The sequence below is a fragment of the Flintibacter muris genome (genome assembly GCF_943192995.1).
Classification (GTDB): Bacteria; Bacillota; Clostridia; order Oscillospirales; family Oscillospiraceae; genus Lawsonibacter; species Lawsonibacter muris.
Genome location: NZ_CALPCP010000036.1, coordinates 12752 through 37176, shown reverse-complemented (window position 1 = coordinate 37176; position 24425 = coordinate 12752). Strand labels below are relative to the sequence as shown.

The 24425-nt window shown below is 57.5% G+C and carries 30 protein-coding genes and 1 pseudogene; 23 read left to right on the top strand and 8 right to left on the bottom strand.

What is annotated here, in order from left to right; all coding sequences use genetic code 11:
* The 4 genes from NFS22_RS23905 to NFS22_RS18645 all read right to left on the bottom strand — a co-directional run.
* On the bottom strand, window positions 1–170 hold a 170-nt coding region (locus NFS22_RS23905; protein WP_338148027.1), incomplete at its 3' end, for a DUF6809 family protein.
* A 119-nt stretch (window positions 171–289) separates the two neighbouring features.
* The gene (locus NFS22_RS18655) at window positions 290–736 is read right to left on the bottom strand and encodes a hypothetical protein (RefSeq protein ID WP_420908891.1); all 447 of its coding nucleotides are present in this window, start codon (window positions 734–736) and stop codon (window positions 290–292) included.
* A gap of 374 nt (window positions 737–1110) precedes the next feature.
* Complete coding sequence (locus NFS22_RS18650; RefSeq protein ID WP_251319229.1) at window positions 1111–1545, bottom strand: helix-turn-helix domain-containing protein; 435 nt, start codon at window positions 1543–1545, stop codon at window positions 1111–1113.
* Entirely contained in the window at window positions 1542–1754 is a 213-nt protein-coding gene (locus NFS22_RS18645; RefSeq protein ID WP_251319228.1) for a helix-turn-helix transcriptional regulator, read from the bottom strand. Before NFS22_RS18645 ends, NFS22_RS18650 begins: the two co-directional genes overlap by 4 nt.
* Window positions 1755–2208: 454 nt before the next feature.
* Here NFS22_RS18645 and NFS22_RS18640 point away from each other — a divergent pair, with 454 nt between their 5' ends.
* From NFS22_RS18640 to NFS22_RS18620, 5 genes are read left to right on the top strand one after another with little or no spacing between them, the layout of a single operon-like run.
* Window positions 2209–2745: an RNA polymerase sigma factor gene (locus NFS22_RS18640; protein ID WP_251319227.1), complete on the top strand. Its 537-nt coding sequence runs from the start codon at window positions 2209–2211 to the stop codon at window positions 2743–2745.
* Window positions 2738–3454 (top strand): hypothetical protein, encoded by a 717-nt coding sequence (locus NFS22_RS18635; RefSeq protein ID WP_251319226.1) that lies wholly within the window; start codon window positions 2738–2740, stop codon window positions 3452–3454. Before NFS22_RS18640 ends, NFS22_RS18635 begins: the two co-directional genes overlap by 8 nt.
* Entirely contained in the window at window positions 3441–4292 is an 852-nt protein-coding gene (locus NFS22_RS18630; RefSeq protein ID WP_251319225.1) for an ABC transporter ATP-binding protein, read from the top strand. Before NFS22_RS18635 ends, NFS22_RS18630 begins: the two co-directional genes overlap by 14 nt.
* Window positions 4289–5434, top strand: a complete 1146-nt coding sequence (locus tag NFS22_RS18625) for a hypothetical protein (RefSeq protein WP_251319224.1) — start codon at window positions 4289–4291, stop codon at window positions 5432–5434. The genes NFS22_RS18630 and NFS22_RS18625 overlap by 4 nt, the downstream gene beginning before the upstream one ends.
* Window positions 5431–6591, top strand: coding sequence for a hypothetical protein (locus NFS22_RS18620; protein ID WP_251319223.1), 1161 nt, complete (start codon window positions 5431–5433; stop codon window positions 6589–6591). Before NFS22_RS18625 ends, NFS22_RS18620 begins: the two co-directional genes overlap by 4 nt.
* A 58-nt stretch (window positions 6592–6649) precedes the next feature.
* On the opposite strand, the gene NFS22_RS18615 is transcribed toward NFS22_RS18620, so the two are convergent.
* The 4 genes and pseudogenes from NFS22_RS18615 to NFS22_RS18600 all read right to left on the bottom strand — a co-directional run bounded on the left by NFS22_RS18615 (window position 6650) and on the right by NFS22_RS18600 (window position 9111).
* A complete protein-coding gene (locus NFS22_RS18615) occupies window positions 6650–7207 on the bottom strand; it encodes a hypothetical protein (RefSeq protein ID WP_251319222.1) in 558 nt (185 codons plus the stop codon).
* Between the two features lie 137 nt (window positions 7208–7344).
* Window positions 7345–7734: pseudogene (locus NFS22_RS18610) on the bottom strand (iron chaperone); the annotation flags it as partial.
* A gap of 12 nt (window positions 7735–7746) precedes the next feature.
* Entirely contained in the window at window positions 7747–8097 is a 351-nt protein-coding gene (locus tag NFS22_RS18605) for a DUF2200 domain-containing protein (RefSeq protein ID WP_251319221.1), read from the bottom strand.
* A gap of 240 nt (window positions 8098–8337) precedes the next feature.
* Window positions 8338–9111, bottom strand: coding sequence for a CAP domain-containing protein (locus tag NFS22_RS18600; RefSeq protein WP_251319220.1), 774 nt, complete (start codon window positions 9109–9111; stop codon window positions 8338–8340).
* A 705-nt stretch (window positions 9112–9816) separates the two neighbouring features.
* Between NFS22_RS18600 and NFS22_RS18595 the strand changes: the two genes are divergently transcribed.
* The 18 genes from NFS22_RS18595 (at window position 9817) to NFS22_RS18510 (ending at window position 24420) form a co-directional block, all read left to right on the top strand.
* On the top strand, window positions 9817–10539 hold the full coding sequence (locus NFS22_RS18595) for a hypothetical protein (RefSeq protein ID WP_251319219.1): 723 nt from the start codon (window positions 9817–9819) through the stop codon (window positions 10537–10539).
* A gap of 103 nt (window positions 10540–10642) precedes the next feature.
* Window positions 10643–10810, top strand: coding sequence for a hypothetical protein (locus NFS22_RS18590; protein WP_251319218.1), 168 nt, complete (start codon window positions 10643–10645; stop codon window positions 10808–10810).
* A complete protein-coding gene (locus NFS22_RS18585) occupies window positions 10807–12015 on the top strand; it encodes an antirestriction protein ArdA (protein ID WP_251319217.1) in 1209 nt (402 codons plus the stop codon). The genes NFS22_RS18590 and NFS22_RS18585 overlap by 4 nt, the downstream gene beginning before the upstream one ends.
* Window positions 12015–13127: a DUF6329 domain-containing protein gene (locus NFS22_RS18580; RefSeq protein ID WP_251319216.1), complete on the top strand. Its 1113-nt coding sequence runs from the start codon at window positions 12015–12017 to the stop codon at window positions 13125–13127. Before NFS22_RS18585 ends, NFS22_RS18580 begins: the two co-directional genes overlap by 1 nt.
* 74 nt (window positions 13128–13201) lie before the next feature.
* Window positions 13202–14197, top strand: a complete 996-nt coding sequence (locus tag NFS22_RS18575; protein WP_251319215.1) for an LPD28 domain-containing protein — start codon at window positions 13202–13204, stop codon at window positions 14195–14197.
* Window positions 14197–14661 (top strand): hypothetical protein, encoded by a 465-nt coding sequence (locus NFS22_RS18570; RefSeq protein WP_251319214.1) that lies wholly within the window; start codon window positions 14197–14199, stop codon window positions 14659–14661. The genes NFS22_RS18575 and NFS22_RS18570 overlap by 1 nt, the downstream gene beginning before the upstream one ends.
* Window positions 14662–15978: a DUF4314 domain-containing protein gene (locus NFS22_RS18565; protein ID WP_251319213.1), complete on the top strand. Its 1317-nt coding sequence runs from the start codon at window positions 14662–14664 to the stop codon at window positions 15976–15978.
* On the top strand, window positions 15971–17161 hold the full coding sequence (locus NFS22_RS18560) for an antirestriction protein ArdA (RefSeq protein WP_251319212.1): 1191 nt from the start codon (window positions 15971–15973) through the stop codon (window positions 17159–17161). The genes NFS22_RS18565 and NFS22_RS18560 overlap by 8 nt, the downstream gene beginning before the upstream one ends.
* On the top strand, window positions 17161–18174 hold the full coding sequence (locus NFS22_RS18555) for a hypothetical protein (protein ID WP_251319211.1): 1014 nt from the start codon (window positions 17161–17163) through the stop codon (window positions 18172–18174). Before NFS22_RS18560 ends, NFS22_RS18555 begins: the two co-directional genes overlap by 1 nt.
* 203 nt (window positions 18175–18377) lie before the next feature.
* Window positions 18378–18698, top strand: a complete 321-nt coding sequence (locus tag NFS22_RS18550; RefSeq protein WP_251319210.1) for an HTH domain-containing protein — start codon at window positions 18378–18380, stop codon at window positions 18696–18698.
* A gap of 8 nt (window positions 18699–18706) precedes the next feature.
* Window positions 18707–19516, top strand: a complete 810-nt coding sequence (locus tag NFS22_RS18545; RefSeq protein WP_251319209.1) for a DNA adenine methylase — start codon at window positions 18707–18709, stop codon at window positions 19514–19516.
* Window positions 19517–19533: 17 nt separating this feature from the next.
* A complete protein-coding gene (locus tag NFS22_RS18540) occupies window positions 19534–19917 on the top strand; it encodes a hypothetical protein (RefSeq protein ID WP_251319208.1) in 384 nt (127 codons plus the stop codon).
* Complete coding sequence (locus NFS22_RS18535; RefSeq protein WP_251319207.1) at window positions 19907–20668, top strand: DUF3849 domain-containing protein; 762 nt, start codon at window positions 19907–19909, stop codon at window positions 20666–20668. Before NFS22_RS18540 ends, NFS22_RS18535 begins: the two co-directional genes overlap by 11 nt.
* A gap of 12 nt (window positions 20669–20680) precedes the next feature.
* Entirely contained in the window at window positions 20681–21334 is a 654-nt protein-coding gene (locus NFS22_RS18530; RefSeq protein WP_251319206.1) for a hypothetical protein, read from the top strand.
* A 13-nt stretch (window positions 21335–21347) separates the two neighbouring features.
* Window positions 21348–21731, top strand: coding sequence for a SpoVG family protein (locus NFS22_RS18525; protein ID WP_251319205.1), 384 nt, complete (start codon window positions 21348–21350; stop codon window positions 21729–21731).
* A gap of 14 nt (window positions 21732–21745) precedes the next feature.
* Window positions 21746–22657: a cell wall anchor protein gene (locus NFS22_RS18520; RefSeq protein ID WP_251319204.1), complete on the top strand. Its 912-nt coding sequence runs from the start codon at window positions 21746–21748 to the stop codon at window positions 22655–22657.
* A complete protein-coding gene (locus NFS22_RS18515) occupies window positions 22654–23490 on the top strand; it encodes a class D sortase (RefSeq protein WP_251319203.1) in 837 nt (278 codons plus the stop codon). The genes NFS22_RS18520 and NFS22_RS18515 overlap by 4 nt, the downstream gene beginning before the upstream one ends.
* A 129-nt stretch (window positions 23491–23619) precedes the next feature.
* Complete coding sequence (locus NFS22_RS18510) at window positions 23620–24420, top strand: stalk domain-containing protein (RefSeq protein WP_251319202.1); 801 nt, start codon at window positions 23620–23622, stop codon at window positions 24418–24420.
* Window positions 24421–24425 lie beyond the last annotated feature (5 nt).

The following is a 24425-nucleotide window of genomic DNA, read 5'->3' as shown; positions in this document are numbered from 1 at the left end:
CGGATAAGTTTTGTAAGAGTCTCCTGCTCGGTTTCCTCCAGCTGTTCCATGAGCTGCTTTTCATATTTGGCGACACGATCTACCGTCCGCTTCAGCTCTGAGCCAGGTATCATCTGTTGCTCACAGGGTGTGATGCTGCCGTAGTAGAGATCCTCCAGAATCGTTCTCATATCTACTGCCTCCTTTGCAACACCAACACATACCACACTTCGGCAAATATAGCTACTACTTTTTTCGAGGACTTTTATTCTTTGTTTTGCGGCGCAGAATCTGAGCGAGAGATGGGTGATTATAAACCGCCCCTCTGATAGCGGACTGCGTCATCCAGGGTGACACTGCCGCCGGTCTTTTTCACATTCTGAATGCATCGCCCACGGAGCGCCTTGAGTTGCTCATCAGGAATCTCCATCCCTGCCGCCAGCACATTCATCACCATGTCTTGCTCCACCGCCAGCTTGAAGAGCAGACGGCATATGCGGTTCTCCGTGTCCTGCACTGTTCCGCGCAGAACGGACGCCAGTGCGGGTGGCATATAAGCGGTGGCATCCTGACCGGAGACGTAGCCGGCGTAGAACAGCGCGGCCTTCTCCAGATACTCACTGCGGCTTTTGGAGTTCGCAATTTTCATCGCTCTGTCCATCACCTCCAGCGTGGACGGGTACAGCCAGACGGGGATGCGTGTCTTGATCTCTACGGGGCCGCTCGGTTCCACCGAAATGTGCGTATTTTTGCTCATTGGAAATTTTCTCCTTTTTGTTGAAAAACCACCTGTCACAGCCACCTTGGAAAAGGTTGAAACAGGGCGGTTTTCCCTTTGTTTTTATTCATTCCGACCACCTGGCACAGCCAACAGGGGGTAAAACCGGCCACCTATGGAAAATCTCCGACCCGCGTTGCGGGGCGGTGTGGCTGGCAGGGGGGCGCGTAAGCGACCACCTGCCTTTATCCTGCACATTTTTCGACCCCCCGGTTCACCTGCCACTTTCGGCTGTGCTGAATTTGTTGGATGGCGCACACAGGCCACACGCTTTGGACACAACCGCATCTGCGGTGAGCGGCGGCTTGTTACCCTCTGGGTACCAGCGAGGCCACACAGCGGCGCACAGGCTGTCACGCTGAGTGCGCACTGTTGCTGTGGAGAGCGAGTGCCTTTGCGACTCGCTGACGTTCAGCCGCCACATCTATCTGCGCCAGTTGCTGTTCGTAGAACTGGTCGAGGGCCAGCTGGATCGGACGGATGGTGTAGAGCAGATTGCCGTTGCGCTTCAGACCGGCCTTGGTGATAACTGTTGTGCTCTCTGTACTGATGAGCCGCCGCTCCTCCAACTCACACACATACTTGCGGATTGTGTTGGCACTCATCCTCACTGCTCTACCGATGGTCTTGTAGCTGGGCCAGCACTGGTACGTTTTCCTGTTCTCGCAGCAGAGCAGATAAGAGTAGACGGCCAGTGCGCCGGGCGACAGACCCAGCAGGAATATCTCGTTGGGCAGCTGGAAGTAGTTCTTGATTGGATCACGCTTGGGCCGCGGTGTGTACTTCACTCTGCACCTCCCTGGGTGTGCCGCGACACCCACTCCACGAATTTCTCCTTGGGCACGACCATCCTGCTGCCGACCTTCAGCACTGGAAAATCCGGCTCATGCATTAGCTCGTACCCGCTGGACGGTGAGACGCCCAGTACCCTTGCCACCGTTGCCGCGTTCAGGAACAGCGGTAGCTCGTCGTAATCTTTGTAGGCGGATTCTTTCATGCTGTGCTTGACCTCCTTTCTTTATGACACGATTTTCTTCTCTGCTTTTCCGGACTGACTTCCCTCACTCTTCTACCACAACCTCTGGCGGCTGAAACGGAACTTTCTTATAGACGAGTTTACAAAATGTTTACCGATTCAGAACGCAGGCCCCCTCATCCCTCTACCACAACCTCCAGAGTCCAAAAGCGACGTTTTATTTTTGCTTTCAGAAAAAGTTTTTGCTATAGAAAAGATCACCCGCCAGAACTGAGTCTGGCGGGTGATTGTATCGGAAGAGTTGAGGGGTATCTGATGATGGCCTGTCTATTCTTTGTTTAGGCGATGCAGTTTTTGAAGCCTCGACACAAACTGTCAGGGCGAGGACCTCAACCAGGAATAAAAAACTTTCCTTTTTTCTGCAACGATGTTACCCTGTCATACGAATATATCAATAAGGGAAGGCGGTGAGGCCATGGAGCAGGAGAGCAAGTGGATACGGGACATCCAGCGCGGCGGTTCCCGTCAGGCGGCGGAGAAACTGGTGGAGCGGTACTATGACGAGATATACATCTTTGTCTACCGCCAGACCGGACACAAGGAGGACGCCATGGATCTGACCCAGAGCATCTTCCTTGCGGTCCTCCGGGCGCTTCCCTCCTACGACCCGAAGAAGGCCGCTTTCCGCACCTGGCTCTACCGTATCGCTGCCAACAAGGTCATCGACGCCCGCCGCCAGTCCTGGCCCGTGACTACGCCGTTGGAGGAGATTGAACTGCCTGTTCAGGAGGACTTTGTCTCCCGGATTTATGACCGGGAACTGCTAGAGCGGATCGAGGGCTATGTGTCCGGGCTGTCCCCCTCGCTTCAAGCCGTGTTTCGACTGAGGCTCTACGGGGAACAGAGCTTCGGAGAGATCGCCGCCGCCCTGGGCCAGTCGGAGCCGGCGGTGAAAAGCCAATACTACCGCCTTTTGGGGCGGATCAGAGAGGAGTTTGATCCAGATGGATAAAAAAATTCCCATGCCCACAGGTGAGGAGCGGCAGGCGGCTATCCGGCGCATTGTGGAACTGAGCGGGGTAGAGCGGAGAAACAGACGGCGGAGCGTCTCCCTGTCTGTGGTGTTCTTTGGTGTAGAGGACTGCCTGTTCCTCCCCGCACTGGCGGCGCTGCTGTGTCTGATTCCAGGAGCGGTGTTAGCACGCTTAGACACCGTGGTCCCACTGCTGTTTTTGTTTTCCCCTGCGCTGTACGCCGCCCTCCATCTGCTGACTGCATGGAAAGACACAGCAAGCGGTGTTGCGGAGTGGCGGCGGAGCTGCAAACTCTCAGCCTGTACCCTGCTGGCTCTGCGGATGCTGGTATTTGGCGGTTTGGCGGTGATCGTGTGCGTCCCCACCAATATCCTGCTGTGGCTGACCTCCGGGCGGAGCTGGTCCCTGCCCTGGATGCTGGGCCTGTCCTTCTCCAGCCTGTTCCTCTACGCCGCTCTGACCCTGTTCTGTCTGAGGCTTCGCCGGGGGATTGTGGTTCCGCCCGCCGTGTGGGGCGTGACCGGACTGCTTCTGCTGGTCTGGGAGCGGGGCGGAGAGCTTCTGCTCCGGGTTCCCGTACTGGTTCTGTTTGTCCTGGCCGCCGCCGGGCTGGCCTACTGTGTTCTGACCCTGGAGCGGATGCTCCGCTATCCCAACCGAGGAGGTCGCTTCTATGCTTACAGTTGAACATGTCACCAAAAAATACGGCGATTTTACTGCCCTGGAGGACATCTTCCTGCAATTCACCGCCGGGGTTTACGGTCTGCTGGCCCCCAACGGGGCGGGCAAAACCACCCTCATTAAAATGCTCACTACCCTGCTGTTCCCCACCTCCGGGCAGATTTTGTGGGAGGGGGAGGACATCCATGCACTGGACGAGGAGTACCGGGGACTGTTAGGCTATCTGCCCCAGGAGTTCGGCTACTACCCCGGCTATACCCCCCGGCAGTTTCTGCGCTACGTTGCTGCGCTCCAGTGTATCCCCCGGAAGGAAGCCGATGGGAGAATCAGCAAACTGCTGGAGCTGGTGGGGCTGTCCGATGCGGAACTCAAGAAAATGCGGCAACTCTCCGGCGGGATGCGCCAGCGGGTGGGCATCGCCCAGGCCATGCTCAACGACCCCAAGCTGCTGATTTTGGACGAGCCCACCGCCGGCTTGGACCCGCGGGAGCGGGTACGGTTCCGAAACCTGATCCACTCCCTGGCAGAGGACCGAATCGTCATCCTCTCCACCCACATTGTCTCCGATATTGAGACCATCGCCGGGCAGATTGTCATGCTCCGGGACCACAGGCTGTTCTGCTGTGACAGCCCGGCGGGAATCTGCGGCAAAATGAAGGGCCGGGTGTTTGAGGTCCCGGCGGAAACCGCTTTGGCGGAAAATCAGTTTCTCCTCAGCGAGCGGCAGGGGGAACAGGGGACGGTCCTGCGTATCTTCTGCGACACTCCGCCCCGGGGAGCTGTTCCAGTGACGCCCGGCCTGGAGGACGCCTTCCTGGCGATCTACCGGGAGGGGCAGGTATGAGGCTGCTGAGATATGAGTGGAGCAAGCTGTCCCATCTGCCCGCCTTTTGGGGTGTGCTGGTTCTGTGTTTGGCCTTCAACTGCCTGCTCATCGGCAGCGGGGATCGCTGGCGGTGGGAGTGGAACGAGACCGCTGCTATGACCGGCGGGCTGAGCCAGCGGGTAGACGGCGACTTTCTGGACGGGCTGGGGCGGCGTCCCCAGTCAGATTACCGGAACTATCTTCTGTCCGCTGCGGAGGGTATGACGGACATTTATGCGGACTACGACCTGAAATCTCTCTCGGACTTTTACAACAGCTATGTCAAAAGCTCTCCCACGGCGGCAGTCCTGATGGAGTGCAAGTATGAGCGGCTGGCGGAGCGGATCGCCCACCTGTCAGAAACAGGAGCGGCCATGGATTGGTATAGCGGGCCAATTACCCATTACGTCCACCAGTTTCTCTATGGGACCCTGATGCGGGCTGTCCTCACCGAGGGTGCGGTGCTGGGGATGCTGTCCATGTTGTTTCTGCTGGGCTACGAAAATCAGCAGCGGACGGCGGCGGGGGTGTACGCCTCCCGCACCGGGAGAAAGCTGTGCCGCTGGAAGGTGCTGGCCGGAATCACCTGGGCGCTGGCGGTGTATCTGCTGCTGGCGGCGGTCACGCTGGGGATATTCCTGCTGTTCTGGGACTGGAGCGGCGTCTGGGGCGGCAGCGTCTCCGGCCAGTTCAACTACATCATTGATCTGTTTTATCCACGCCCGTTTTTCACTTGGACGGACTTCACTGTAGGGGGCTATCTTGCGGCGGCAGTGGGGCTGGGCGGTTTGTTGACCGTCGTATTCGCTCTGCTGGCGGCCATCTGCGGAACGCTGGTGCGAAATGTCTACCTGTCCGCCCTGCTGCTGGCCCTGCTGCTGTGCGGCAGCGCGGCGGCCCAGGCCCTCTGCTCCCAGGCGGGGCTTTGGATGGGGTATGCCCTGCTGACTTTTCAGCCCGTCAGTATCTGGCTAACAATCAACGGCTGGTTTACCGAGCTTGGCCTGAACGCTTTTGTTCCCTGGCAGGAGACTGTCAGCACAGGGTTAGGTTTGGCGGTCTGCGGTATGGGGACGGCTTTGGCGCTGAGACACTTTGGGCGAAAGGACGTGATGACATGAGCCTGTTTTGGCAGGAACTGAAAAAGATTTGGCATCCCGGAATTTTGGCGGGCATTATCCTGCTGGGGCTGATCTACTACTATATGTTCCCCAGCTTCTATATTGAGCACTTTTCCAACGGCCCCTCAGCACAGGAAGAGTTTAATCTGTCGGTGGAGTGGGTCAATCGGTACGGCCCTACACTGGAGCCGGAAGAGCGGGCGGAGGTGGACAGCCAGCTGGCGGAGGAAGTTGCCAAATTCAACCGGCAGTTGGAGGAGTTCCCCGAGGCCAAGGCAACAGGAATCACAGACTATGAAAGTTTTCGCGCCGCTTCCGAGCAAAACGAGGGGGATTCTCAGCTGATGTGGGCCATCCGGGAAGGAACCAACTGCTATACAATTGAAAATATCCGGCAGATGATGGAACTGTGTGACCGCCAGAGAGACTATCTCGAACAACCGGAGTTTTTCCAGTATTACACGCCAAAGGAGCAGGCGCAGATGCTTGCAGTGGATAGCTGGCCCAAGAGCCTCCTGTCCTGGTCTGTTATGGATTCCACCAACAGATATCTCAAATATCTGGCCCAGTGGACAGCCATTAGTGTGATCCTACTGCTGTCCCCCACTCTGGTGCGGGACAGGCTGCGGCGGACTCGCCCCCTCCAGTGGTCCAGCCGGCGGGGACGGCGGGTGCTGCATACCCAGTTGGCGGCGGGGCTGGTTTCTGCGCTGCTGCTGAGTGTGGCGAATGTAACGATTTATGCTATCCCGTTTTTGGACCAGGGTCCTCTTGCGCTGAAGGACTGTCCCCTGGGTAACTCCGTTTGGGAAACCGGAATCCCTTGGTTCAACTGGACCTATGGACAGTATCTTGGCATTTTGACTGGGATGGTGCTGGCGTTGGGGATCGGCATCGGCGCTGTGACTCTGTTCCTGTCCCGGTTCAGCGACAGCTATGTGTCCATGCTGCTCAAGGCGTTTCCGCTGTTTGTGGTGATGGGCGGTTTTTTCGCCACTTGGGTGATGAATTATGCGTTTTTCTTCCATCTGGCTTGGGATTATGCGGAGTTTTACGTATCAAAGGGCGCGGAGGCGGTCTGTATCGCGGTGCTGCTGATCATGGGCGCGGCGCTGACGGGATGGAGCTGTTTCAGGCAGAGAAAACTGGAGTGCTGAGCGTGTGGAGGGAGGCGATTTCAAAAGGAAAACGTAATGAGTATTAACGTTTTTATATTTAAAAAGGCATTGTATAAGAGTGGATTTTTTGGCCTTGGCGATAATATTCAACCAGAATTTTTCGCCGCCGGTAGTTAATTTCATAATAGACACCCAAAACATACCGGCAAACATGTTCTGGCAGATTCTTGCCATCCCATGCCCAGACATCATCAAAAGAGTCTTTCGTCAGGGCAATGAGACGTTCCCGGTCTTTATTCTTTTCGGTGGTGCAGCGAGTTGATTTTTTCATTTCGACAGCAAGAAGATTGTCCTGCTCGATATGAGTTCCCCGGCTGTGGAGGATTAGATCGCAATTGATAGAAATAATTTTTTCGTCAGGGCCGCGAATGGTTTTGCGGATGGTTTTAATAGTGCCTTTGTTTCGATTATACTCCACATCCGCATAATAGCCTTTATAAGAGGGGTCTTGCCTGATGAGATCATAAATATGTAGCATAAGTGCGCCGCACAAGGTTCGCTCAGATACCTGATCAGCCAATAAGCCATAATCAACCATCAATAGAGCGTCATTGGCCTGTTCAAAGAGATCTACAAGTTCATTATAAGTTTTCATATACCCACCTGATTCCAATTTGGCTGTTCATCTGTTGCCTTTCCGCAGCGAGTTATGAGGTTCGATTCATTTACAGGTGTTTGTTTGACAGGACGATGATGGTTAAACCATTGTATACAATGGTTGACATATTTTTTGAAGCACCAGTTTGCAATTTCCCCAATCAGCTCCAGCGGGAGCGGCTTGCTGTAGGGGAGCTGTATTGTTCCCTTGCTGGTCGTGTACTCCGTCAGCCGCCCGGCGAACGCCTCCACGGCCTCCGGGCCGGGGTACAGGCCAATGTGCCGCTTGGAGGCCGCAAACTGGATCAGGTTCCGGCCCTTCCAGTAGGTGGGCATACTCCAGGAGATTTTTTCCTTGGACTCCGGGATGCTGGCCTTGATGGCGGCGTTGATCTGCAGCAGATAGTCCTGCGCCTCCTCCGGTTGGGCGGCGATATACTCCTCAATCGTCGCCGGAGGCTTTCCGCAGTAGTGACTCTGCTCCATGTTTTTGAATGACCGCCCACACTTGGGACATACCCACATGGCTGCTTCCTCCTATTTTCGCAAGATCTTTTTCATCGGCTTTCCCTTTGCCAACTCGTCAACCAGCTTGTCCAGATAGCGGATTTCCCGCATGAGCGGGTCCTCCACCTCCTCCACCCGGACGCCGCAGACCACGCCCTTAATCAGAATCCGGTTCGGGTTGGGCTGGGGCGCGCTACGGAAAAAGTCCCCGTAGCAGAGGCCGGAGGAGCGGAACGTCTCCAACTGCTCCGGGCTGTACCCCGTCAGCCAGCAGACGACTTCATCCACTTCGGCCTTCGTCCTGTCCTTCCTGGTGGCCTTGTCCAGCAGAAGCCCGTATACTTTCCCGAAATTCATTTGAAACACTTTATCATTATTCATAATGCATACACTCCAAATAATGATGCACTATTTTACCACATCCTATATCGTTTTGCAAAGAGTCGGCCTGAGCCTTGTTCGGTCAACGTAGCAGGTTTAATTCTTTGTTTTCAGCTACGCAAAATTTGAGCAGAAAATCTGGACTTCCGGGTATCATATTTTCCTGCCTGCACTCTATTTCTGCCGCCATGAGAGAGGTCCGTCCAGTTTCCTGGACGGACCTCTCTGGGTGCTATTTGCTTAGGCATAGAAGTTGACGCTGTTGGGGATTCCGACGAACATGTAGCAGTAGGTGATACCGTCATGCTGGGCTACTCCAACACCAATGCAGTCGCATCTGGGGTCTATCATTGTTTCGAAGTGACCGGAGGAATTGATCCAGTTGTCGACGGCGTGTTGGGCGGCATCAGCTGTACCGGTGAACACGGTGAGGTTGTCACCGAAGCCATAGGGGTAGCCGGCATCGACAGCGGCTTGGCTCTCCTCCGGGGAGTGGTGCCAAGTGTAGCGCCGGTTGGAGCAGAGTTGGGCGGCGTTCATCAGGGCTTCGCTGACAGGCAGTTCTGGCACCCCATTGGCCTTTCGGGTCTGATTGATGAGCCGGATCATCTCTTGGCGTATCTCCAGATTGTCCGTCAGGCCGGTGCTATCCCCGCTGGCGGGGGCCTCCGGCGCGGCGGGGACGGCGGAGCCGACTGTCAGTGTTACGCTCCCGTGCTCCCCGGCGCTGTCGGAGACGATGATTTCTGCGCTCCCTTCCTCCTTGGCGACAGCGACCCAGAAGGTCAGCACCTGATCTACTGCCACAGTGTCCGGGTCGCTGGAAGTGACAGCGTACTCCGTACCGCTGGGGCCGATGATGAGGCCGCTACGTTCCCCGACCTCCAGGGTGCTGCCCTTGTAGCTGCTCACTCGGATGGTTGGGGCCTCTGTTGCTATGGCGGGGATAGCGAGGGTTGTTGCGAGGATTGCTGCCGTCAGTGCGGCAGTGGTGCGCTTTTTGATACTGGTCATTTGCTTTTCCTCCTGATTTCTGTATTTTATAGGGCTTTCGCAAGCAACACGATACCGAAATAGGAGGCGAAAGTCGATAGGGATAAACGGAGAAATACAGAGGTGAAAAGCAAGCGAATTACACAGTGCTTCGTTGAGTTTGTGGACGGCCTCTTTCAGTGAGACAATTTCTTTGACCACATAACCAGCCACAGACAGGTGTGGAACACATGGAAATGAGGCTTTCAAAGAGTGCCGGAGAGCAAATGAAATGGAGCAAAAACGGCTATAAACAAGCGGAAAATATGTAAAGAATATTGCCATGGCAGTTGGTAAGGATGAGGTCCCCAGTTCAAATCTGGGTAGCAGCTCCAGAAAAAGAGGTCAAGAAAGATTTTTGGTCAAAAAACCAAGAGATTTCAAGGCTTCAGAGGCCCTTGGATAACGAAAATCCAAGGGCCTCAAAATTTAGATTTTTCCACGCTTTCTGTTCACTCAGATAAGACTCAAACCCGCAGGCAGAAAATTGAAAATAAGATGCTAAAAGAAACGCATGTATTTTGGGTGTCGATCCGTCAGCTCTAACGGGGCTGAACAGGTCGACACTCTTTTTGTTTTTCAGAGTTTGAAGTGCCCAGCGCCTGTTTTCAAAACAGGTGAAATTAAAAGGGGCCCCGCACTTTTCAGGGCAAAAAATTATAATTTCATAAAAACAGGAGGATCAAAATGAGCATAGACGAAAGAAACAGGTATTTTCAAGAGCTGTCCCGCAATCTCCGGCATGAGGGCCTCATCGTGAAGCCGGAAACGGAGGAGGGGCTCCTGCCGGTGGAGCTGGACGGACAGCGCCTCTGTCTCGCCCTGGATACCGGTGCGGTGAGGTACTGGAAAGAAGATGTAGCTGACGACCACAGGAGCGCCGTCCTGAACAGGGTGACTGACGTCGCCAAAATCACCGCCGAGTATATGCGGCAGATGGAGGCGGCGCCCCAGCTGACAGCCAGCAGTCTGACAGGAGACTACAGGCTGTTGGCTGAATTTAATGATACGGTCCTGGCGGGCCATCCCTCTAAGTACGGTGTTCAATTTATTACATGGGAATGGGTGCAGGACCACACCGCGCTGTATCAGGGGAATTATTACGGCCCCGAGGGCGGCACAGACAGCTACGCAGCCGCGAAACGGAGCTTTGCCGTCCGCTCCAGCCTCATTCCCCGCAGTGCCCTTTTTACCCCGGAGCAGCTGACAGAGGTCTACCGATGTATTCATGAGACGCTGGAATCCAGGTACCCCATCACAGATGAGCGAAAGAAATGCCTGGAATCTGCCGCGGAGCAGATTGAGCGCGGCGTCCCGGATCTGGACGAGCGGGTGGGTCTCTCCAATGATAAGGAGCTGGAGTTTGCGGACGAAATGTTCGCCCAAAACAGCGGGATACAGTTCAGCTAAAAAGTTTGAAATGTGAGGCCGTTTCCCGGAAAAGGGCAGCGCCTCTTTTCATTTTGTTCTTTTCCGGGGAATTAGAATAACACCTCAGAAAGGAATAAAGACCATGGCAAGATATTTCATGAGCGACACCCGGCTGGGCTGGCTGGAACGGATGATGATGGAACCGCCGAATCCTCCGCGTCCCAATACAGCGCCCAAGCAAAAAGGACGTCAAAAGTACCGTCGGACTACTGTCGCCGCCAAGCAGAACATCAGGGAGGGCGGCGTATGAGCTATGTGATCAAGGCGGTCCTGAGCAATCCCCAGCGCCCGGAGTGCGGGCAGATCACCATCCCCTTCCCCATTCCTGTTGACCAGTATGATCAGACTATTGAGATGCTCCGGGCGATGGGTTTAGGAGAGCCCGTGAACCAGGACTGCAAGGTAGACGTGATCGACAGCCACTACAGTGTGCTGGGCACACTCGAGGGTACACGGGTCAATGTGGATCAGCTGGACTATCTGGCGAAGCGACTGGACGGTTTCTGTTCCGGCGAGGACAGCCAGTTTCAGGCCATGGCACACAAAATGAAAATGACTGATATTGAGGACTTCATCAACCTGACATATTGCTGCCAGCAGGCCACGGTCATCACCGACTTTTCTGACTTAGAGGCCGTAGGGCGCAGCCACTACATGAATCTGCACGGCGGCAGTGCCAGGATGGAGGAGCTGGAAAGCCTGGACGGTGAGGAAACTGCCTACCTCCTGATTGATGGCGGCGGCGAAACGGTCACCCCTTACGGTGTGGTCTATGACAACGGGATGAAGCTGGAGCAGGTATATAACGGGCGACAGCTCCCGGCGTATCTTTATGACAGCAGTCTCATGGTGCTGGAGGTCACGCCAAAGCGGGGACTTGCGGAGGACGACAGCCCGGAATACCTGTACCTCCCCGCTTCGGAACGGCAAATTGAGCGGACGCTACTCCGTGTTGGCATCAACGCACCGCACGACGCCCAGGCGCAGCTTGACTCCGATGAGCTTCCGGAAAGGGTGGCGAAAGCTCTGAACCTGGACCACCTGAGCGGGAACGATATCCCGGCCCTGAACCGGATGTGCCAGGCGATGCAGCCGCTGAGTGAGGCAGACATGGAGAAGCTGAATGCAGTCGTGCTGATTGCGGAACCGGGAAATATGATGGCGGTCCAACAGCTGGCGGAAAACCTGGATCAGTTTGACTTCATTCCCGGAATTCATACTCCGGAGGAATACGGCAAGCACATGATCCGGGAGTCCGGCCATTTTGAGTATGACGAGAACCTGGAGGGCTTCTATGATTACCGCCGCTACGGGGAGCAGCGTATCCGGCAGGAGGGCGGACAGTTCACCGAGTGCGGCTATGTGGTGTACCATGGCGAAATGCCTTTGGAGGAGCTGATGCGGGATATCCCGCCGGAGCAGCACCAGGGCCCGCAGATGGGAGGGCTTTGCTGATGGTGCTTCAAATGCGGAAGGGCATCCTCGACTCCGAGAAAGCGGAGGTCACTTTTCCGGCCACCCTGGCCAAGGTCCAGACAGAAATGCGAGGTCTGGAGGAGTTCGGCAAAAGCTACGGCGTGGTACGCAGCGTCAGCGGCAAAGGCCCGGCACAGCTGCTCAACGGACGTGTGCAGGTCGATGACCTGAATACGGAAGCCGGGATCCAGCGTCTCAACCGGCTGGCTGAGGTAATAGACAATATGAGCAGTGAAAAGCTGGAGCTTCTCAGCGGAGCCTTGGCTCTGGAACGAGCCGCAAACCTGGACGACGTTTTGCGTGTCACGGACAGCCTGGAGCAGTACGATCTTTTTCCCCAAATCAGGACAGATGAGGATTTGGGGCATTTTCTTGTAGATACCTCCCTCGTCACCGGGAAATTCTCTTTCCCGGAGGAAACCAGGCCCTACCTGGACTATGCCAAAATAGGCGCTGAACAGCGAGGCGTTCTCGGAGGAATGTACACGTCTATTGGCTTTATCAAACGGCGGGAAGAAACTCCTGCGCAGGCAGAAGCGCCAAGGACGATGCTTTTGACGCTGGCAGTTTCGGAGCAAAGCTATCCTCTTGTCCTCCCCGCAGCTGAAACACAGTTGGAACACGCAAAGAGCACCCTGGGGATCGAGGACTTCTCCCAGACAGTGATTGCCAGCGTTGAATATGTGGCGCCCTATTTGAATCGTCTGATTCCAACGGACTGCATTACCGTGGAGGATGCCAACAAGCTGGCTCTCTGTCTCCAAAGGCTCAAAACAGACGGCGAAACAATGAAATACTGCGCCGCGCTGGAGGTGGAAGAGCCGTCCACCTTCACTGAGGCTCTGGACCTGGCCATAGACATCGACGACTATGAGTTGATCTCCGATAGTGAACGGGAATATGGCCGAGAAGCCCTTCGCCGCCTCGGGGCGGATGATGAACTTCTGGATACTATTGACGGTTATACCGATTTTGACCAGCTGGGCCGGGCAATGATGGAGGAGGACGGAGTTCGCCAGACGGGATACGAGCTGATCCGCCGCCTGAGCAAACCGTTTCCTGAGCCGGAAATCGGGCAGACCATGATGTAAAAGTTTTCGTAGACTTTTGCAAAGAATTGTGGTATGTGTTGTTGCTGACCCAAAATAGAAAGGAAGTGAAACTGTTGCAAATCAATATCTACAAGGACAAAATGCTGGGCGCCCGCCTGTTCGGAGCCCCGGTGCTGTACAGCGTCCGGCCCATCCCCCGTGAGGATGTTCCCCAGGGGTGGTACTGCTACGATCTGCGGGGCACCGCCCGCCACCCGGACGAGCCCCACGCTCTGGTGGACCATGCGGAGGACAACCACGCCGGGTCGATTCTCTCCTACCTGCCGTTGAAAAACGGACGCTCCCAGTATCGGTTGGTCAAGGATATGTTCCAGATGACCGGCACAAACCCCAGTCTGGCGGAGTTCTGCGCCGCAGAACATATCCGCTGCCCCGAAACGCCCCTCCGCCATATGCTGTGCCCCGCTTCCCCCGAGGAGGCGGGGTTGTTTTATGCCCAGGCACCAGAGAGGGACGAGGAATTGGGGGCTGTTGGTCATGTCCGGGTTGACTTCGGGCGAGATGGGAAGGGCTTTTACCACACCTGGTGGCCCAGAGGTCCCGAGGAGCTGAACACCCAGGAGTTCAGAGATGAACTGGACAAGGTGGTGAATGACCTGCGCAAAGGCGTTCTGAAGGACCTTCCCTCCATGCGCCGGTACTGCTATGGCAGCGATGGGGCCATTGAAGGCGGCTCCTGCTGTCAGAACTACGGCTTTACGCTGGAAACGGAGCGATACCTCTACCGTCTGCGGTGCAACCCCACAGAGGGCGACTACCAGGCATATCTTTCATGCTTTGATAAACAGGCGCAGAAACAGGTCATCGGGCGGGTCAGTTACGCCAGCGGAGAACATGAGGAATTTATTGACCCGCAGAAGTACCTCCAGACTATCCGGGAGGAGTTGCCCTATCAGGCCACCACCGGCTTCCGCTGTGAGACGCTCACTGATGACCCGGCGGTCAGAAAGGCTGTGGACGATATGGTCTATGATCTGTACGGCGAGGAAAATCCTCGCCAGATTGAGGACTATGGCGACATAGGTATGACGATGGGAGGCTCTATGTAATGAGTAAGCCGAGAAAACCGACCGTAATAGCGGTGATAGAGAATGGAGAAACCAGATGCAGCCTGACAACCGCCATCAGGGGCTTGGGCGGGATACCGTACCGGCTCCATAAAAGGGCTGTTGGCGAGGATGGCCGGCCTCTGCCCCTGTTCGAGAACATGAAGCTCCAGTCGGAAATCAGTACGGAGGAGTACCAAGGGTATCTGGATCATCCGGAAAACGCGGATGACTTCAAGGCCCTGATTGAGATTGATGTAGATCATAATATGATCCGTGTTGATGAGGACATGGGCGAAGAACGGGAATATCACGAATTCCCGATTGATTTTCTCATGGAAAAGACCAAGCATCTTGAAGGGTGCTTTTCGAGGTCTGGACCCGTTGCAATCTCAAGGCAAGATATCTATGAACTGCTTTCTCCGGAACCGCCTGAGCAGGGTATGACAATGAAGGGAATGATGTAAATGAACCAGATACCGAGAGAATGGCTGAACTTTCTGCGGGAGCAGTTCCCGCAGGGCAGCCGAATCAAACTCAGAGAGATGAGGAATGACCCCTGCCCGGTGGAGTCTGGGAGCATGGGGACATTGGAGGGCATCGACGACGCGGGCCACTTTTTAGTGAATTGGGACAGCGGACGCAGCCTGAACCTGGTGCTGGGGGCGGACAGCTTCTCCGTCCTGCCTCCTCCCCTCCAGACACTGAAGCTGTATATGCCCATGACGGCGACCTACTATGACGAGGAGGATGGGCTGGAGATCGATATCACGATGGACCCTCGGGAGGCCGCACAGTATGCCCCGCAGATTATTGAGGCGCTCCAGAAAGAACGTGACTGGCTGGAACGACACGCGGACAGCCCGGAGGAGGCGGAGCGCGGCCTCATGGCCTATTTCAGCGGCCCGGACAGCGTAGACCGAAAGGTGCAGTCCTACTACTTCACCGCCGAGGTGCGGGACGGTCAGCTCTGGGGCGTGGCCGAGTGCAAGGTGCGGGGCGCCTTGACCCCGCTGGAGTTGGCGGCCCTCACTGACGAAATCGGTGGACAGGCCAGTGACGGCGCAGGAGAGAGCTTTGAGCAAAGAGAAATTCAGGTGGGCAATGGCATGGAAATCTACGCCCACTTGTGGCAAAGCGAGGGGTGGAGCATTATGCCGGAGCAGGACCGCTTTGATCCCCACTTCTCTGAGCGTCTGCCGGATATGTGCTGGTCTACCCTGCCCAGCGATGGGTCGCTCATCTGCATCGTGCAGGGAGAGAACGGCTACCATGTATCGGGGGACAGCAAAGAGAAGCCCAATCTGAACCGTCATCTGGCGGACATCTTCAACAGGGAACGTGGCATTTCCCCCGCACAGGAACAGGCCATGCTGGGCGGCTGTCTCCATGGCTGGGACTCTCCCGCTGCCGATCCCAGGCACTATGCCCAGGAGCAGGCTCTGACAGGGGCGTCATCCTCTGGTCCGAATCTGGCGGAAGGCTTGCCCGAGCTGTGCTTCTCCGTCCTCCCCGGTGCCGGGACACTTATCTGTATCAAGCGGGGCGAGAGCGGCTTCTACCCCTCGGACTGGGATACCGGTGACCCCGCCCAGAACCGGGAACTGGCGGATTACAACAACCAGCGCCTCGGAGTTACCGCCGCCCAGCGGCTGGCGATGGAGGCCGGGTCCATGCATGGCTGGGACTGCCCTGCCGCTGATCCCAAGACCTATGAGCAGACCCTCCAGTCCCCCGCCGATATGGAGGCTGGAGCGCCGATGGGAGGGATGACCCTTGGATAAGGTATTCCACATCCGCACGTTCAACAGCCCCAACGGAGGTTATCGGGAAGTGGAACTGGATCTGCCAGCCACGGATTACGAGCTTCTCGACGCAATGGAACAGCTCCGGCAGGAGGACGGAAAACGTCCGTATCTGGAGTTTCATGCCACCGAGGAATACGACTATTTGAACAAGCGCATTCAGGAGACAGACCTTTTCCGACTCAATGCCCTGGCCAAGCGGCTGGCAGAGCTGGACACGCAAGGCATGGCCGCCTTCGAGGGGCTGGTCTGCATGGATATTCAGAAAGGCGGAGAAACAATCCCCATTGGCAGCCTGATCGACTACGCCCACAGCGGGAATTGCTGCCATGTGGTGGAGGACGCTGTGACCGATGAGGAGCTGGGCAGATTCCTTGTGGAAAATGGATTCATCCCGGAAGCGGAGGATCTCTCCGATAAGGCTCGCAAACTGCTGGACTACACGCAAATTGGAAAGACGTACCGGGAGGCGGAGGGCGGTACATTTACCGGCTTCGGCTATGTGGAGCGGCACAGCGAACTGCGTCAGGTATACAAGACCTTGGATTTTACGCCGAAAAAGCCCGCGTACACCATCCTGCTGGAGGTATCCAAGGGCTTCTTCAATGACCCCGGCTATGACAGCGGCAAAACCGCACAGCTGAAGCTGCCCGCTTCACCGGAAGTACTGGAGACCACATTGGAGGCCGTGGGCGCCTGGGATTGGCGGGAGGCCGGCTGGAGCTGCCTGGACTGCCGGGCTCCGTCGCTGTCAGAGATAATCTCTGATGCTGAGGTGGGAATTGACTTTCTGAATGATCTGGCCCAGCGGTTGGCGGATATGGAACCGAAAGCTCTCAGCACATACAAGGCTCTGTTGGAAGCCACAGACTGCAAGGACCTCCAGAGCGCCGAGGCGCTTATGGACTCGCTGGACAACTACATTTTCTCCCCACAGTACAGCTCCCCCGCCGAGGTGGCAAAGGGGGAGCTGTCTGCTGTCCTCCGCGATGAAGATGCGGCGACCCTCATCCCCCACCTTAACCTGTACCAGTACGGACAGGCGCTGATTGAGCGGTGCGGCGGGACACTGACCGCCTATGGCCTGATTGAGCGTGAGGATCACCAGCCGATCCAGGCAATAGAAAATATGCCCAGCCAGGGCGGAATGGAGATGTTATGATGGAAAATTTCAAAGAACTTCCTACGCTGCCCGGCCCGGCGCAGTACCAGGCGTATGTGAAAGAGCGGCTGGAGACGCTGAGCGTCCGGGAGGGCTATATCCTCGCCGCCGTTCTCCAGAGGGCACCGCCCCGAGACGCGGAGGAGGCGGTGGACTGCCTCAACGCTCTGGAGGACTACGATGTCTGCCCGGCTGGGAGCTACGAGGAGCTGGGGCGGTTCGGCCTCCGGTGCATCAAGGTCCCGGAGGATGTTCTGCCGTATGTCGATTTGGATGAGTTGGGCCGTCAATATGAAGACAAGCACCCCGGCCTGTTCATCGGCCACTGCTATGTGGCCTACCCGAAACAGCCCAGCCCGCCCATCCGGCAGGAAAACGGGGCTCCCCTGCTCTGGGATGACAACTGGAGCGTCAAGCTGAAGCTGGCGACCCCCGCTGTGCCCGAGGGTGTGTGGCTCCGTCTGCCCGACTACACGCTGGACACCGACTATGGCGTTGGGGAGATTGACTTGGTTCTCCATGAATTGAAGGCTGGCTCCCTGGATGACTGTACCCTGCTGGAGGCTCAATGTATCCTGCCCGAGGCCGGCGACCTGACGGCACAGTACAGCAGCGTCAGCGAGCTGGCCAGAGACGGGAACAATCTGGGCCATGTCATGGACGAGCAGGGTCAGGGGGAGCCTCACTGGCTGGAAAAGTTCGCCGCCGCGCTGGAATACGAGAACTGCCGCACCCTGAAATTCGCCCTGGATATTTCCCAGAATATGCACTGTTATGAGTGGGTGTCCGGCGAGGAACTGGCGGACTTCGCGGCAAACCATCTGCGCTCCTGCGGAGTGCCGGAGGAGCTGATCCAGTCCGGAGCCATCAACTTTGACGATTACGCCGAGGATCTGCTGGAAACCTCCGGGTATATGCTGACCGACGGTGAGACCGGCTATATAACCAGGAACAACCGGGAGTTCATCCACGAATACACCACCCCGGACGGGGCGGGCATGACCATGCAGTAAGAATAAAACAGGGGCCGTTTTTCCGAAAGGGACAGACGGCCCCTTCGTCGTCGCAAGCTCCATATCACTCGCTTCCGGGCGAGGCCCGAAAGCTCGCTCATTCCGCTGCTCCTCCTCTCCCCACGGGACCCGCTTCGCTGGGCTCCCGTGGGGTTCCCGTTTGTGCCCTTTTTCGAAAAAACGGCCCGAGAAAGGAGCAAAAAATGCGAGAAGAAAGACTTTTGAGCTACCTGAAGGGGGCCTGTCCCGGCAGGAAATACCGGGTAAGCGGCGCGGAGTTGGAGAGAGCCCTGGGCCTGAGCGGCACCGACCTGCGTAAGCTGGTCAACCGGCTCAGGCGGAAAGGTATCCCCATCGCCAGCGACCGGCAGGGCTACTTCTACGCCGCCACCGCTGGCGAGGTCTACACCACCATCCGCCAGCTGAGGCAGATGGTCACCGGTTTGGAGAAGGCCATCGCCGGCCTGGAGTCAGCCCTGGAGGCCTTCTGCGAGGCGGACAGCGTCGGAGGTGATTCCCCCTGAACAGCTTTATGAGCTGGGTCGGGGGGAAAAGAGCCTTGCGGGAAGAAGTGGTCAGACGGTTTCCCCTGGAGTACAAGCGGTACATTGAGGTATTTGGCGGGGGCGGATGGGTCCTGTTCCACAAAGACCCCCGGAGAGATTTTGAGGTCTACAACGACTTTAACAGCCTCCTTACCAACCTGTACCGCTGTGTGCGGGATAAGCCGGACCTGCTGATGAACGCCCTTGAATATGTCCTCAACTCCCGCGAGGATTTTGAACGTGCGCGGCTTTCCCTGCGCAGGAAACGCACTACGGACATCCAGCGGGCAGCCTGGTTTTACCAGGTTATCCGCTACAGCTACGCCTCGGCCCTTACCAGCTACGGCAGCCAGCCCCATGACATCCGGGCGGACTTTCCCCTTATCGAACAGGCTCACCGACGTCTGAAGGACGTGGTCATCGAAAATCAGGACTTTGAACGTCTCATCCGCCACTACGACCGGGGGGATAGCCTGTTCTACTGCGACCCGCCCTACCACGCCACCGAGGGCTACTACCAGAACATCGGAGAGAACGGATTTACAGAGAAAGACCACATCCGTCTGCGGGACAGGCTGCTGTCCATGGAAGGAAAGTTCCTGCTCTCCTACAACGACGACGCCTTTGTCCGTGACCTGTATGACGCCCCCAATATCCAGATCCAGTCCATCACCCGGCTGAACAACATCAAGCAGCGGTACGATCCCAACTGCCAGTTTGAGGAGGTGTTCATCGCCAATTACGATATGAACGAGCGCGGGCTGTATGTGCCCAAACAATTCAACCTTTTTGACTGAAACGGAGGAAAACCGATATGAAATTTATCAAAGAAATCACGTCCAGGGGGCTCCTGCTCCCGTTAGTCGCCGCACGGCTGGCCAAATTCAAGGCCGGTGACAAGGTGGAGTACCGCCCTTTGAAAGGCACCATGGTGGTGTTGAAGAAGCGGATGACCGCCCTGGAGCTTCTGACCGCGGTGGAGCAGCTCCAGGGTGTTGCATCGGAGCTTCTCTTTCACCTGCACCAGGTCTGCGGCCCCTGCGAGGAGTGCGAGGACGGCTGCCTCTGCGGGGAAACGGAGGACTCCCCCCTCCAGCACCTGCCCACTGACCTGCTGCTCACCTTCGCCGAGGCGGGGACCTGCCTGGGTGAATTGGAGGAGTACCTGATCACGGAGGACATCGTCTATGGCAAGTGATTTTCCCTACGTTTACCCCAATTCCAGGGCAGAGGCCCACCGCCATAAGGAGACGCAGATGCATGCGGACAGCTTCCGCCTGAATGTGGACTGCGCCAGAGCCATCGAACAGGCCATCCGGGATCATTTCGATGAGGCGGACAAGTCGCTGACCGAGGATTGCGCCCGGTCTGTGCTGGAGAAGTTCGGTTTCAAGCGAGTAAACTTCGTCCTGGCCAATTCCCTGTTGGAATTTCAGAAGTCAATCAACTGTAAGCATCTGGTCAGCGACGAGACCTACCAGTGGGGCCGCAGGGTATTTGTCTCCCCGGACGGCGAGTATAACCGCTATTATGCGGTGGACACCGCCGCAGGACTGCTGGAAGCGTTCATCGGTCAGGTCAGGGATGCCTACCAGGCGCTGGGACTGTTCGGCCCGGAACACTGCGTTGGCGACCGGAATGAGCAGGAGTACGAGGGCAAGGTGCTGGTGCTGAGCACCGACACACTCCGGGAGAGCTGTTGGGACCCCCGCAATATGCTCTGGTTGGCCGAGGGCGGCTTTGGCTGTTCCCCCACCTCCAGCGGTCGAGCAGTCTACGCCACCTGTCTGGGCGATGGGGAGAAGACCCGTTGGAACCGCTCCGACTTCACTGGCGTCCTGGATGAGCAGTACCTGCCCGATTGGGCGACGGAGAAGCTGGAGGAGCTTCGCGGCCCTCAGCAGGAGCAGAACAGCGGTCCCGCCATGGGCGGGATGACCATGAAGTGAGGAGGTGCGTTTATGAAATTATCCTACTACACCATTGATGATCTGCGCCTTGGGTACGATCCCCAGGGCGAAAAGGGCTGGCGGCAGTCCTGTTTCCTGGATTTCCGGGACGCGCTGGAGCAGTACCGCTCCCTTCCGGATGACGCCGTCAAGGTTATCGGTGTCAGCAATGGGGAACAGGATGTGGAGCTGGCACGCCGTCTGCCCGTCGATACGGGCAGCGTCGTCCAGGAAAATGTCCTGGTCCTTGATTTCCTCGCCCTCCCCCTTTGGAAGAAGGAGGAGGGCGTGATTGTTTCGGCCAGAGAGCTGGTGGATGTGCTGGATATCCGTTGGTGTCTGAGTGTGGACAGGCTGGTCCCGCCGCCCGGCGAGAAAGCCCTGTCCAAACGGCTGAAGGGCAAGTACCTCTGGCCCGATGTCCCCGGCGTCTTTGAGTCGGCTATTCGCTGGCTCTGCCTGCCCGGCACCGGCTGGATATCCCCCGCAGAACTGAAGCGCCGTTACCCCGCACCGGAGCAGTCCTTCCGCTATCCCGTCGTCACCAAATACCGTGTGGACGGAGTAACGGCGGACGGGACCTTTGCTCCACTGGAAGTATCCCATTGGGAGTACCTGATGTTGGCACGCCGCACACAGGAACGGCTTGACCATAAGAAAATTTAAGGAGGAAAAGATCATGAGCAGCAAATCCCAGAACAAACCCGCACCCCAGAGCGCCCCCGTCCGGGAGGCGGCCCCCATGGAGATGGAGGTGAAGATCCACAGCCTGAGCACCAGCGGCAGCGTGCTGGCCAACGCCTCGGTGACTCTGAACGGCTGTTTTGCCGTCCGGGGCATCAAGGTCATCAACGGCGAGAACGGTCCCTTCGTCTCCATGCCCAGCTACAAGGGCCGGGACGGCTACAAGGACGTCTGCTTCCCCTGCACCAGGGAGTTCCACCAGCAGTTCAGCGACACGGTGGTAGCCGCCTACCGGCAGGAGCTGTCCCAACTGCCCCAGCGGCAGCAGGAGGCTCCGCAGGAACAGGAAACCCCGCCCGCGCCCACAATGACGATGTAAGGAGAGAACAGAAGATGAAAAAAGTATCCGCGCTGTGCGCCGCAGCATTGGCCCTGACCCTGATCATGGCCCCCGCCGCTTACGCGGCGGACGCAGCCCCCAGCCCCGCCTGCTATCCCACCTCCGTTACCCGGAGTGAGGACGGCACAGAAATTCGCAAGGTCTACGACCTGTCCCCGGAGGAGGACCCTGCCGGGATCGCCCGGTCCGACTTTGAGCAGGAGGGCTTCCGCTACACGCTGGTGGACCTGCTCAAGCAGGAGGCCCCGGAGCATGAGGAGCGGTTCCACACGGAAACCGTCTCTATCCCCAGCAAGAACAAGGACATGGAGTCCGTGCTGGCCCTGCTGCCCGCCGAAAGGGAGTTTGTCACCGAGGACGGTCTCACCGGCACCCTGGTCCTCCGGCTGGATACCGTTCAGGTGGAGGTGGCCGGGTACGGCAGCTCTACCAGGGAGGTCTCCGCCACCCGCAGCTACCCCAATCTGGCCAGCCAGGACACCGCCAATATCCCCAAGACCATCCAGGACGGCGGGCGGACACTCACCCTTCAGAATATCAATTGGCAGACCGACAACACCGCCAGCATGGACGGCTACGCGGTAGGCGACCGCTACACCGCCGTTGCCACCTACACCGGCAGCGCCACAAACAGCTATGTGAAGGGTTATACGGTCACCGCCGACTACAGCGGCAGCGTCAGCAGGATCGCCCTGAACAAGACCCGGTATGTGGCCATTTTCGAGGGCACGCCCCTCAAGCCCATAGCGCCCGAGCCCGATCCAAGCGGTCAGACCTCCGGTCCCGCCAGCTTCAACTGGCCGCTCCTGCTGGTGCCCCTGGGCGTCATCGCTGTGGCGGGCGCCGGCGTCGGCGGCGCCCTGTTCCTGAAACGCCGCAAAGAAAATGAGGAGGATGCCGAATGAAAAAATTTCCTGTTTTTCTCTCTGTCCTGTGCCTGACCGCTTCCCTTATGATCCCCGCCAGCGCCGCCGCACCGCTGGAGTATACCATCAATGGCCCCGGTGACCCGGAATACGGCAAGCCCACGTCCTTTGAGGTGATCCACACCCCCGATAACGGCGCTCGGAAAAATGAGGACGTGAGCAAGAACGCCGCCCTCGCTCCGCCCGCCTTTGGCACTTACAGCGCCGACACCTTGAACACCGGCACGCCCCTGACCCCCAACCTGGCTCCCGGTTACCGGCCTGACGCCGGAGCGGTGGTCAATGGCAGCGTGGGCACTATCACTCCGCCTGCCGCCGATGGCAGCGGTTCGGTCTATGTGCCGGGCTCCTCCACTGTGACTGTGACCGGCTCCCAGGACACCGCCTCCTCCACCGGATACACCGAGGTCACCGATGACCTCTACTACTCCGGAGGCTATCTGGGACGGCTGAAGATCCCCAGTCTGGATGTGAACGTCAAGGTCTATGAGGGCACGGACAGCAAGACTCTGGCCAAGGGCGCGGGACACTTCCCGGATACCAGCATCTGGGATGGAAACTGCTGTATCGCGGGACACAACCGGGGTGCAAATTGTTATTTTGGCGCCATTCATACGCTGGAGCCGGGCGATAAGATTACCCTGACCACCAAGCTGGGCACCCGTACCTATGAGGTCATCTCCGTGTCCAAGGTGAGCGAGACGGACCAGAGCGGCCTTGCCGCATCCAAAACGAATATGCTCACCCTTTACACCTGCGTCCGGGATCAGCGGGATCAGCGGTGGTGTGTCCAGGCCGTGGAGGTTAGCTAATATGCTTCGTTTCGGGCCGCTCTTTTCTCCGTTTTAAGCTTCGATTTTGCTGGATTTATGTCCTTGCTTTCGGTATTGTTGTGCTTGCAAAAGGCCAACAAAACATCGAATGATAAGGAGGATCACATGATGAGCAGAAAGAAAGAGATGACCCTGATCGCGGCAGGTATGCTGGCCGGAGCCCTTCTGGTGCCCACCGCTCACGCGGCGGTCCGGCAGCTCACCGCCACCCCCAGCACCCAGCGGTTCTATGTGGACGGCGCTCCTGTTCAACTGGAGGCTTACGCCATCGACGGCAGCAACTATGTGAAGCTCCGGGATGTCGGTGAGGCTGTGGGCTTTCGGGTCAGCTACGACGGCTCCACCAACAGCGTCTACATCGGAGAACGTCCCGCCCTCCAGGACAGCGGTACTGTCACCATCCCCACGGACGGCTCCAAGTACATCCCACAGGTCGGGGACCGGGTCCGGTGCGACGACGGCTATATTTATGAGATTAAGGACGTTCGCCGCTACGACAACAACGTCTTCGCGGACGGCCCGGTAGGCCCTCTGCCCACCCCCACCTGCGACTGGAGCGCCTTCCCGGAGGTGGAGATCCCCAAGGTGGAGATCAGACACTTCGCCCACGACGACGGAGACTCCATGTTTATCCGCAATATCTACGAAACCCGGCGGATGCAGTACACCATCTACAACGCCATCGGCAGGGAGCCCGGCGTATGGCGGGACGGCAAGCCCCTGATGACCATTGCGCTGACCATCGACCCGGCGGACGAGCCCTGGGTAAAGACGTCCTGGCCCTGGCGGGCCTCCGACCTGGAGGAGTTGGTCCACAGCCGCCCCAACAGCCACTTCTACGTGGAAGCCTGGGACTACTACAGCAAGGGCGTCTTCCAATGCACCCGCTACTGTGTCGCATCCCTGTAAAACCG

Coding starts and splice junctions, on each gene's coding strand:
- NFS22_RS18655 (WP_420908891.1), bottom strand. CDS start 736: ATGAGCAAAAATACGCACATTTCGGTGGAACCGAGCGGCCCCGTAGAG.
- NFS22_RS18645 (WP_251319228.1), bottom strand. CDS start 1,754: ATGAAAGAATCCGCCTACAAAGATTACGACGAGCTACCGCTGTTCCTG.
- NFS22_RS18640 (WP_251319227.1), top strand. CDS start 2,209: ATGGAGCAGGAGAGCAAGTGGATACGGGACATCCAGCGCGGCGGTTCC.
- NFS22_RS18635 (WP_251319226.1), top strand. CDS start 2,738: ATGGATAAAAAAATTCCCATGCCCACAGGTGAGGAGCGGCAGGCGGCT.
- NFS22_RS18630 (WP_251319225.1), top strand. CDS start 3,441: ATGCTTACAGTTGAACATGTCACCAAAAAATACGGCGATTTTACTGCC.
- NFS22_RS18625 (WP_251319224.1), top strand. CDS start 4,289: ATGAGGCTGCTGAGATATGAGTGGAGCAAGCTGTCCCATCTGCCCGCC.
- NFS22_RS18620 (WP_251319223.1), top strand. CDS start 5,431: ATGAGCCTGTTTTGGCAGGAACTGAAAAAGATTTGGCATCCCGGAATT.
- NFS22_RS18615 (WP_251319222.1), bottom strand. CDS start 7,207: ATGAAAACTTATAATGAACTTGTAGATCTCTTTGAACAGGCCAATGAC.
- NFS22_RS18605 (WP_251319221.1), bottom strand. CDS start 8,097: ATGAATAATGATAAAGTGTTTCAAATGAATTTCGGGAAAGTATACGGG.
- NFS22_RS18600 (WP_251319220.1), bottom strand. CDS start 9,111: ATGACCAGTATCAAAAAGCGCACCACTGCCGCACTGACGGCAGCAATC.
- NFS22_RS18595 (WP_251319219.1), top strand. CDS start 9,817: ATGAGCATAGACGAAAGAAACAGGTATTTTCAAGAGCTGTCCCGCAAT.
- NFS22_RS18590 (WP_251319218.1), top strand. CDS start 10,643: ATGGCAAGATATTTCATGAGCGACACCCGGCTGGGCTGGCTGGAACGG.
- NFS22_RS18585 (WP_251319217.1), top strand. CDS start 10,807: ATGAGCTATGTGATCAAGGCGGTCCTGAGCAATCCCCAGCGCCCGGAG.
- NFS22_RS18580 (WP_251319216.1), top strand. CDS start 12,015: ATGGTGCTTCAAATGCGGAAGGGCATCCTCGACTCCGAGAAAGCGGAG.
- NFS22_RS18570 (WP_251319214.1), top strand. CDS start 14,197: ATGAGTAAGCCGAGAAAACCGACCGTAATAGCGGTGATAGAGAATGGA.
- NFS22_RS18565 (WP_251319213.1), top strand. CDS start 14,662: ATGAACCAGATACCGAGAGAATGGCTGAACTTTCTGCGGGAGCAGTTC.
- NFS22_RS18555 (WP_251319211.1), top strand. CDS start 17,161: ATGGAAAATTTCAAAGAACTTCCTACGCTGCCCGGCCCGGCGCAGTAC.
- NFS22_RS18550 (WP_251319210.1), top strand. CDS start 18,378: ATGCGAGAAGAAAGACTTTTGAGCTACCTGAAGGGGGCCTGTCCCGGC.
- NFS22_RS18545 (WP_251319209.1), top strand. CDS start 18,707: ATGAGCTGGGTCGGGGGGAAAAGAGCCTTGCGGGAAGAAGTGGTCAGA.
- NFS22_RS18540 (WP_251319208.1), top strand. CDS start 19,534: ATGAAATTTATCAAAGAAATCACGTCCAGGGGGCTCCTGCTCCCGTTA.
- NFS22_RS18535 (WP_251319207.1), top strand. CDS start 19,907: ATGGCAAGTGATTTTCCCTACGTTTACCCCAATTCCAGGGCAGAGGCC.
- NFS22_RS18530 (WP_251319206.1), top strand. CDS start 20,681: ATGAAATTATCCTACTACACCATTGATGATCTGCGCCTTGGGTACGAT.
- NFS22_RS18525 (WP_251319205.1), top strand. CDS start 21,348: ATGAGCAGCAAATCCCAGAACAAACCCGCACCCCAGAGCGCCCCCGTC.
- NFS22_RS18520 (WP_251319204.1), top strand. CDS start 21,746: ATGAAAAAAGTATCCGCGCTGTGCGCCGCAGCATTGGCCCTGACCCTG.
- NFS22_RS18515 (WP_251319203.1), top strand. CDS start 22,654: ATGAAAAAATTTCCTGTTTTTCTCTCTGTCCTGTGCCTGACCGCTTCC.
- NFS22_RS18510 (WP_251319202.1), top strand. CDS start 23,620: ATGAGCAGAAAGAAAGAGATGACCCTGATCGCGGCAGGTATGCTGGCC.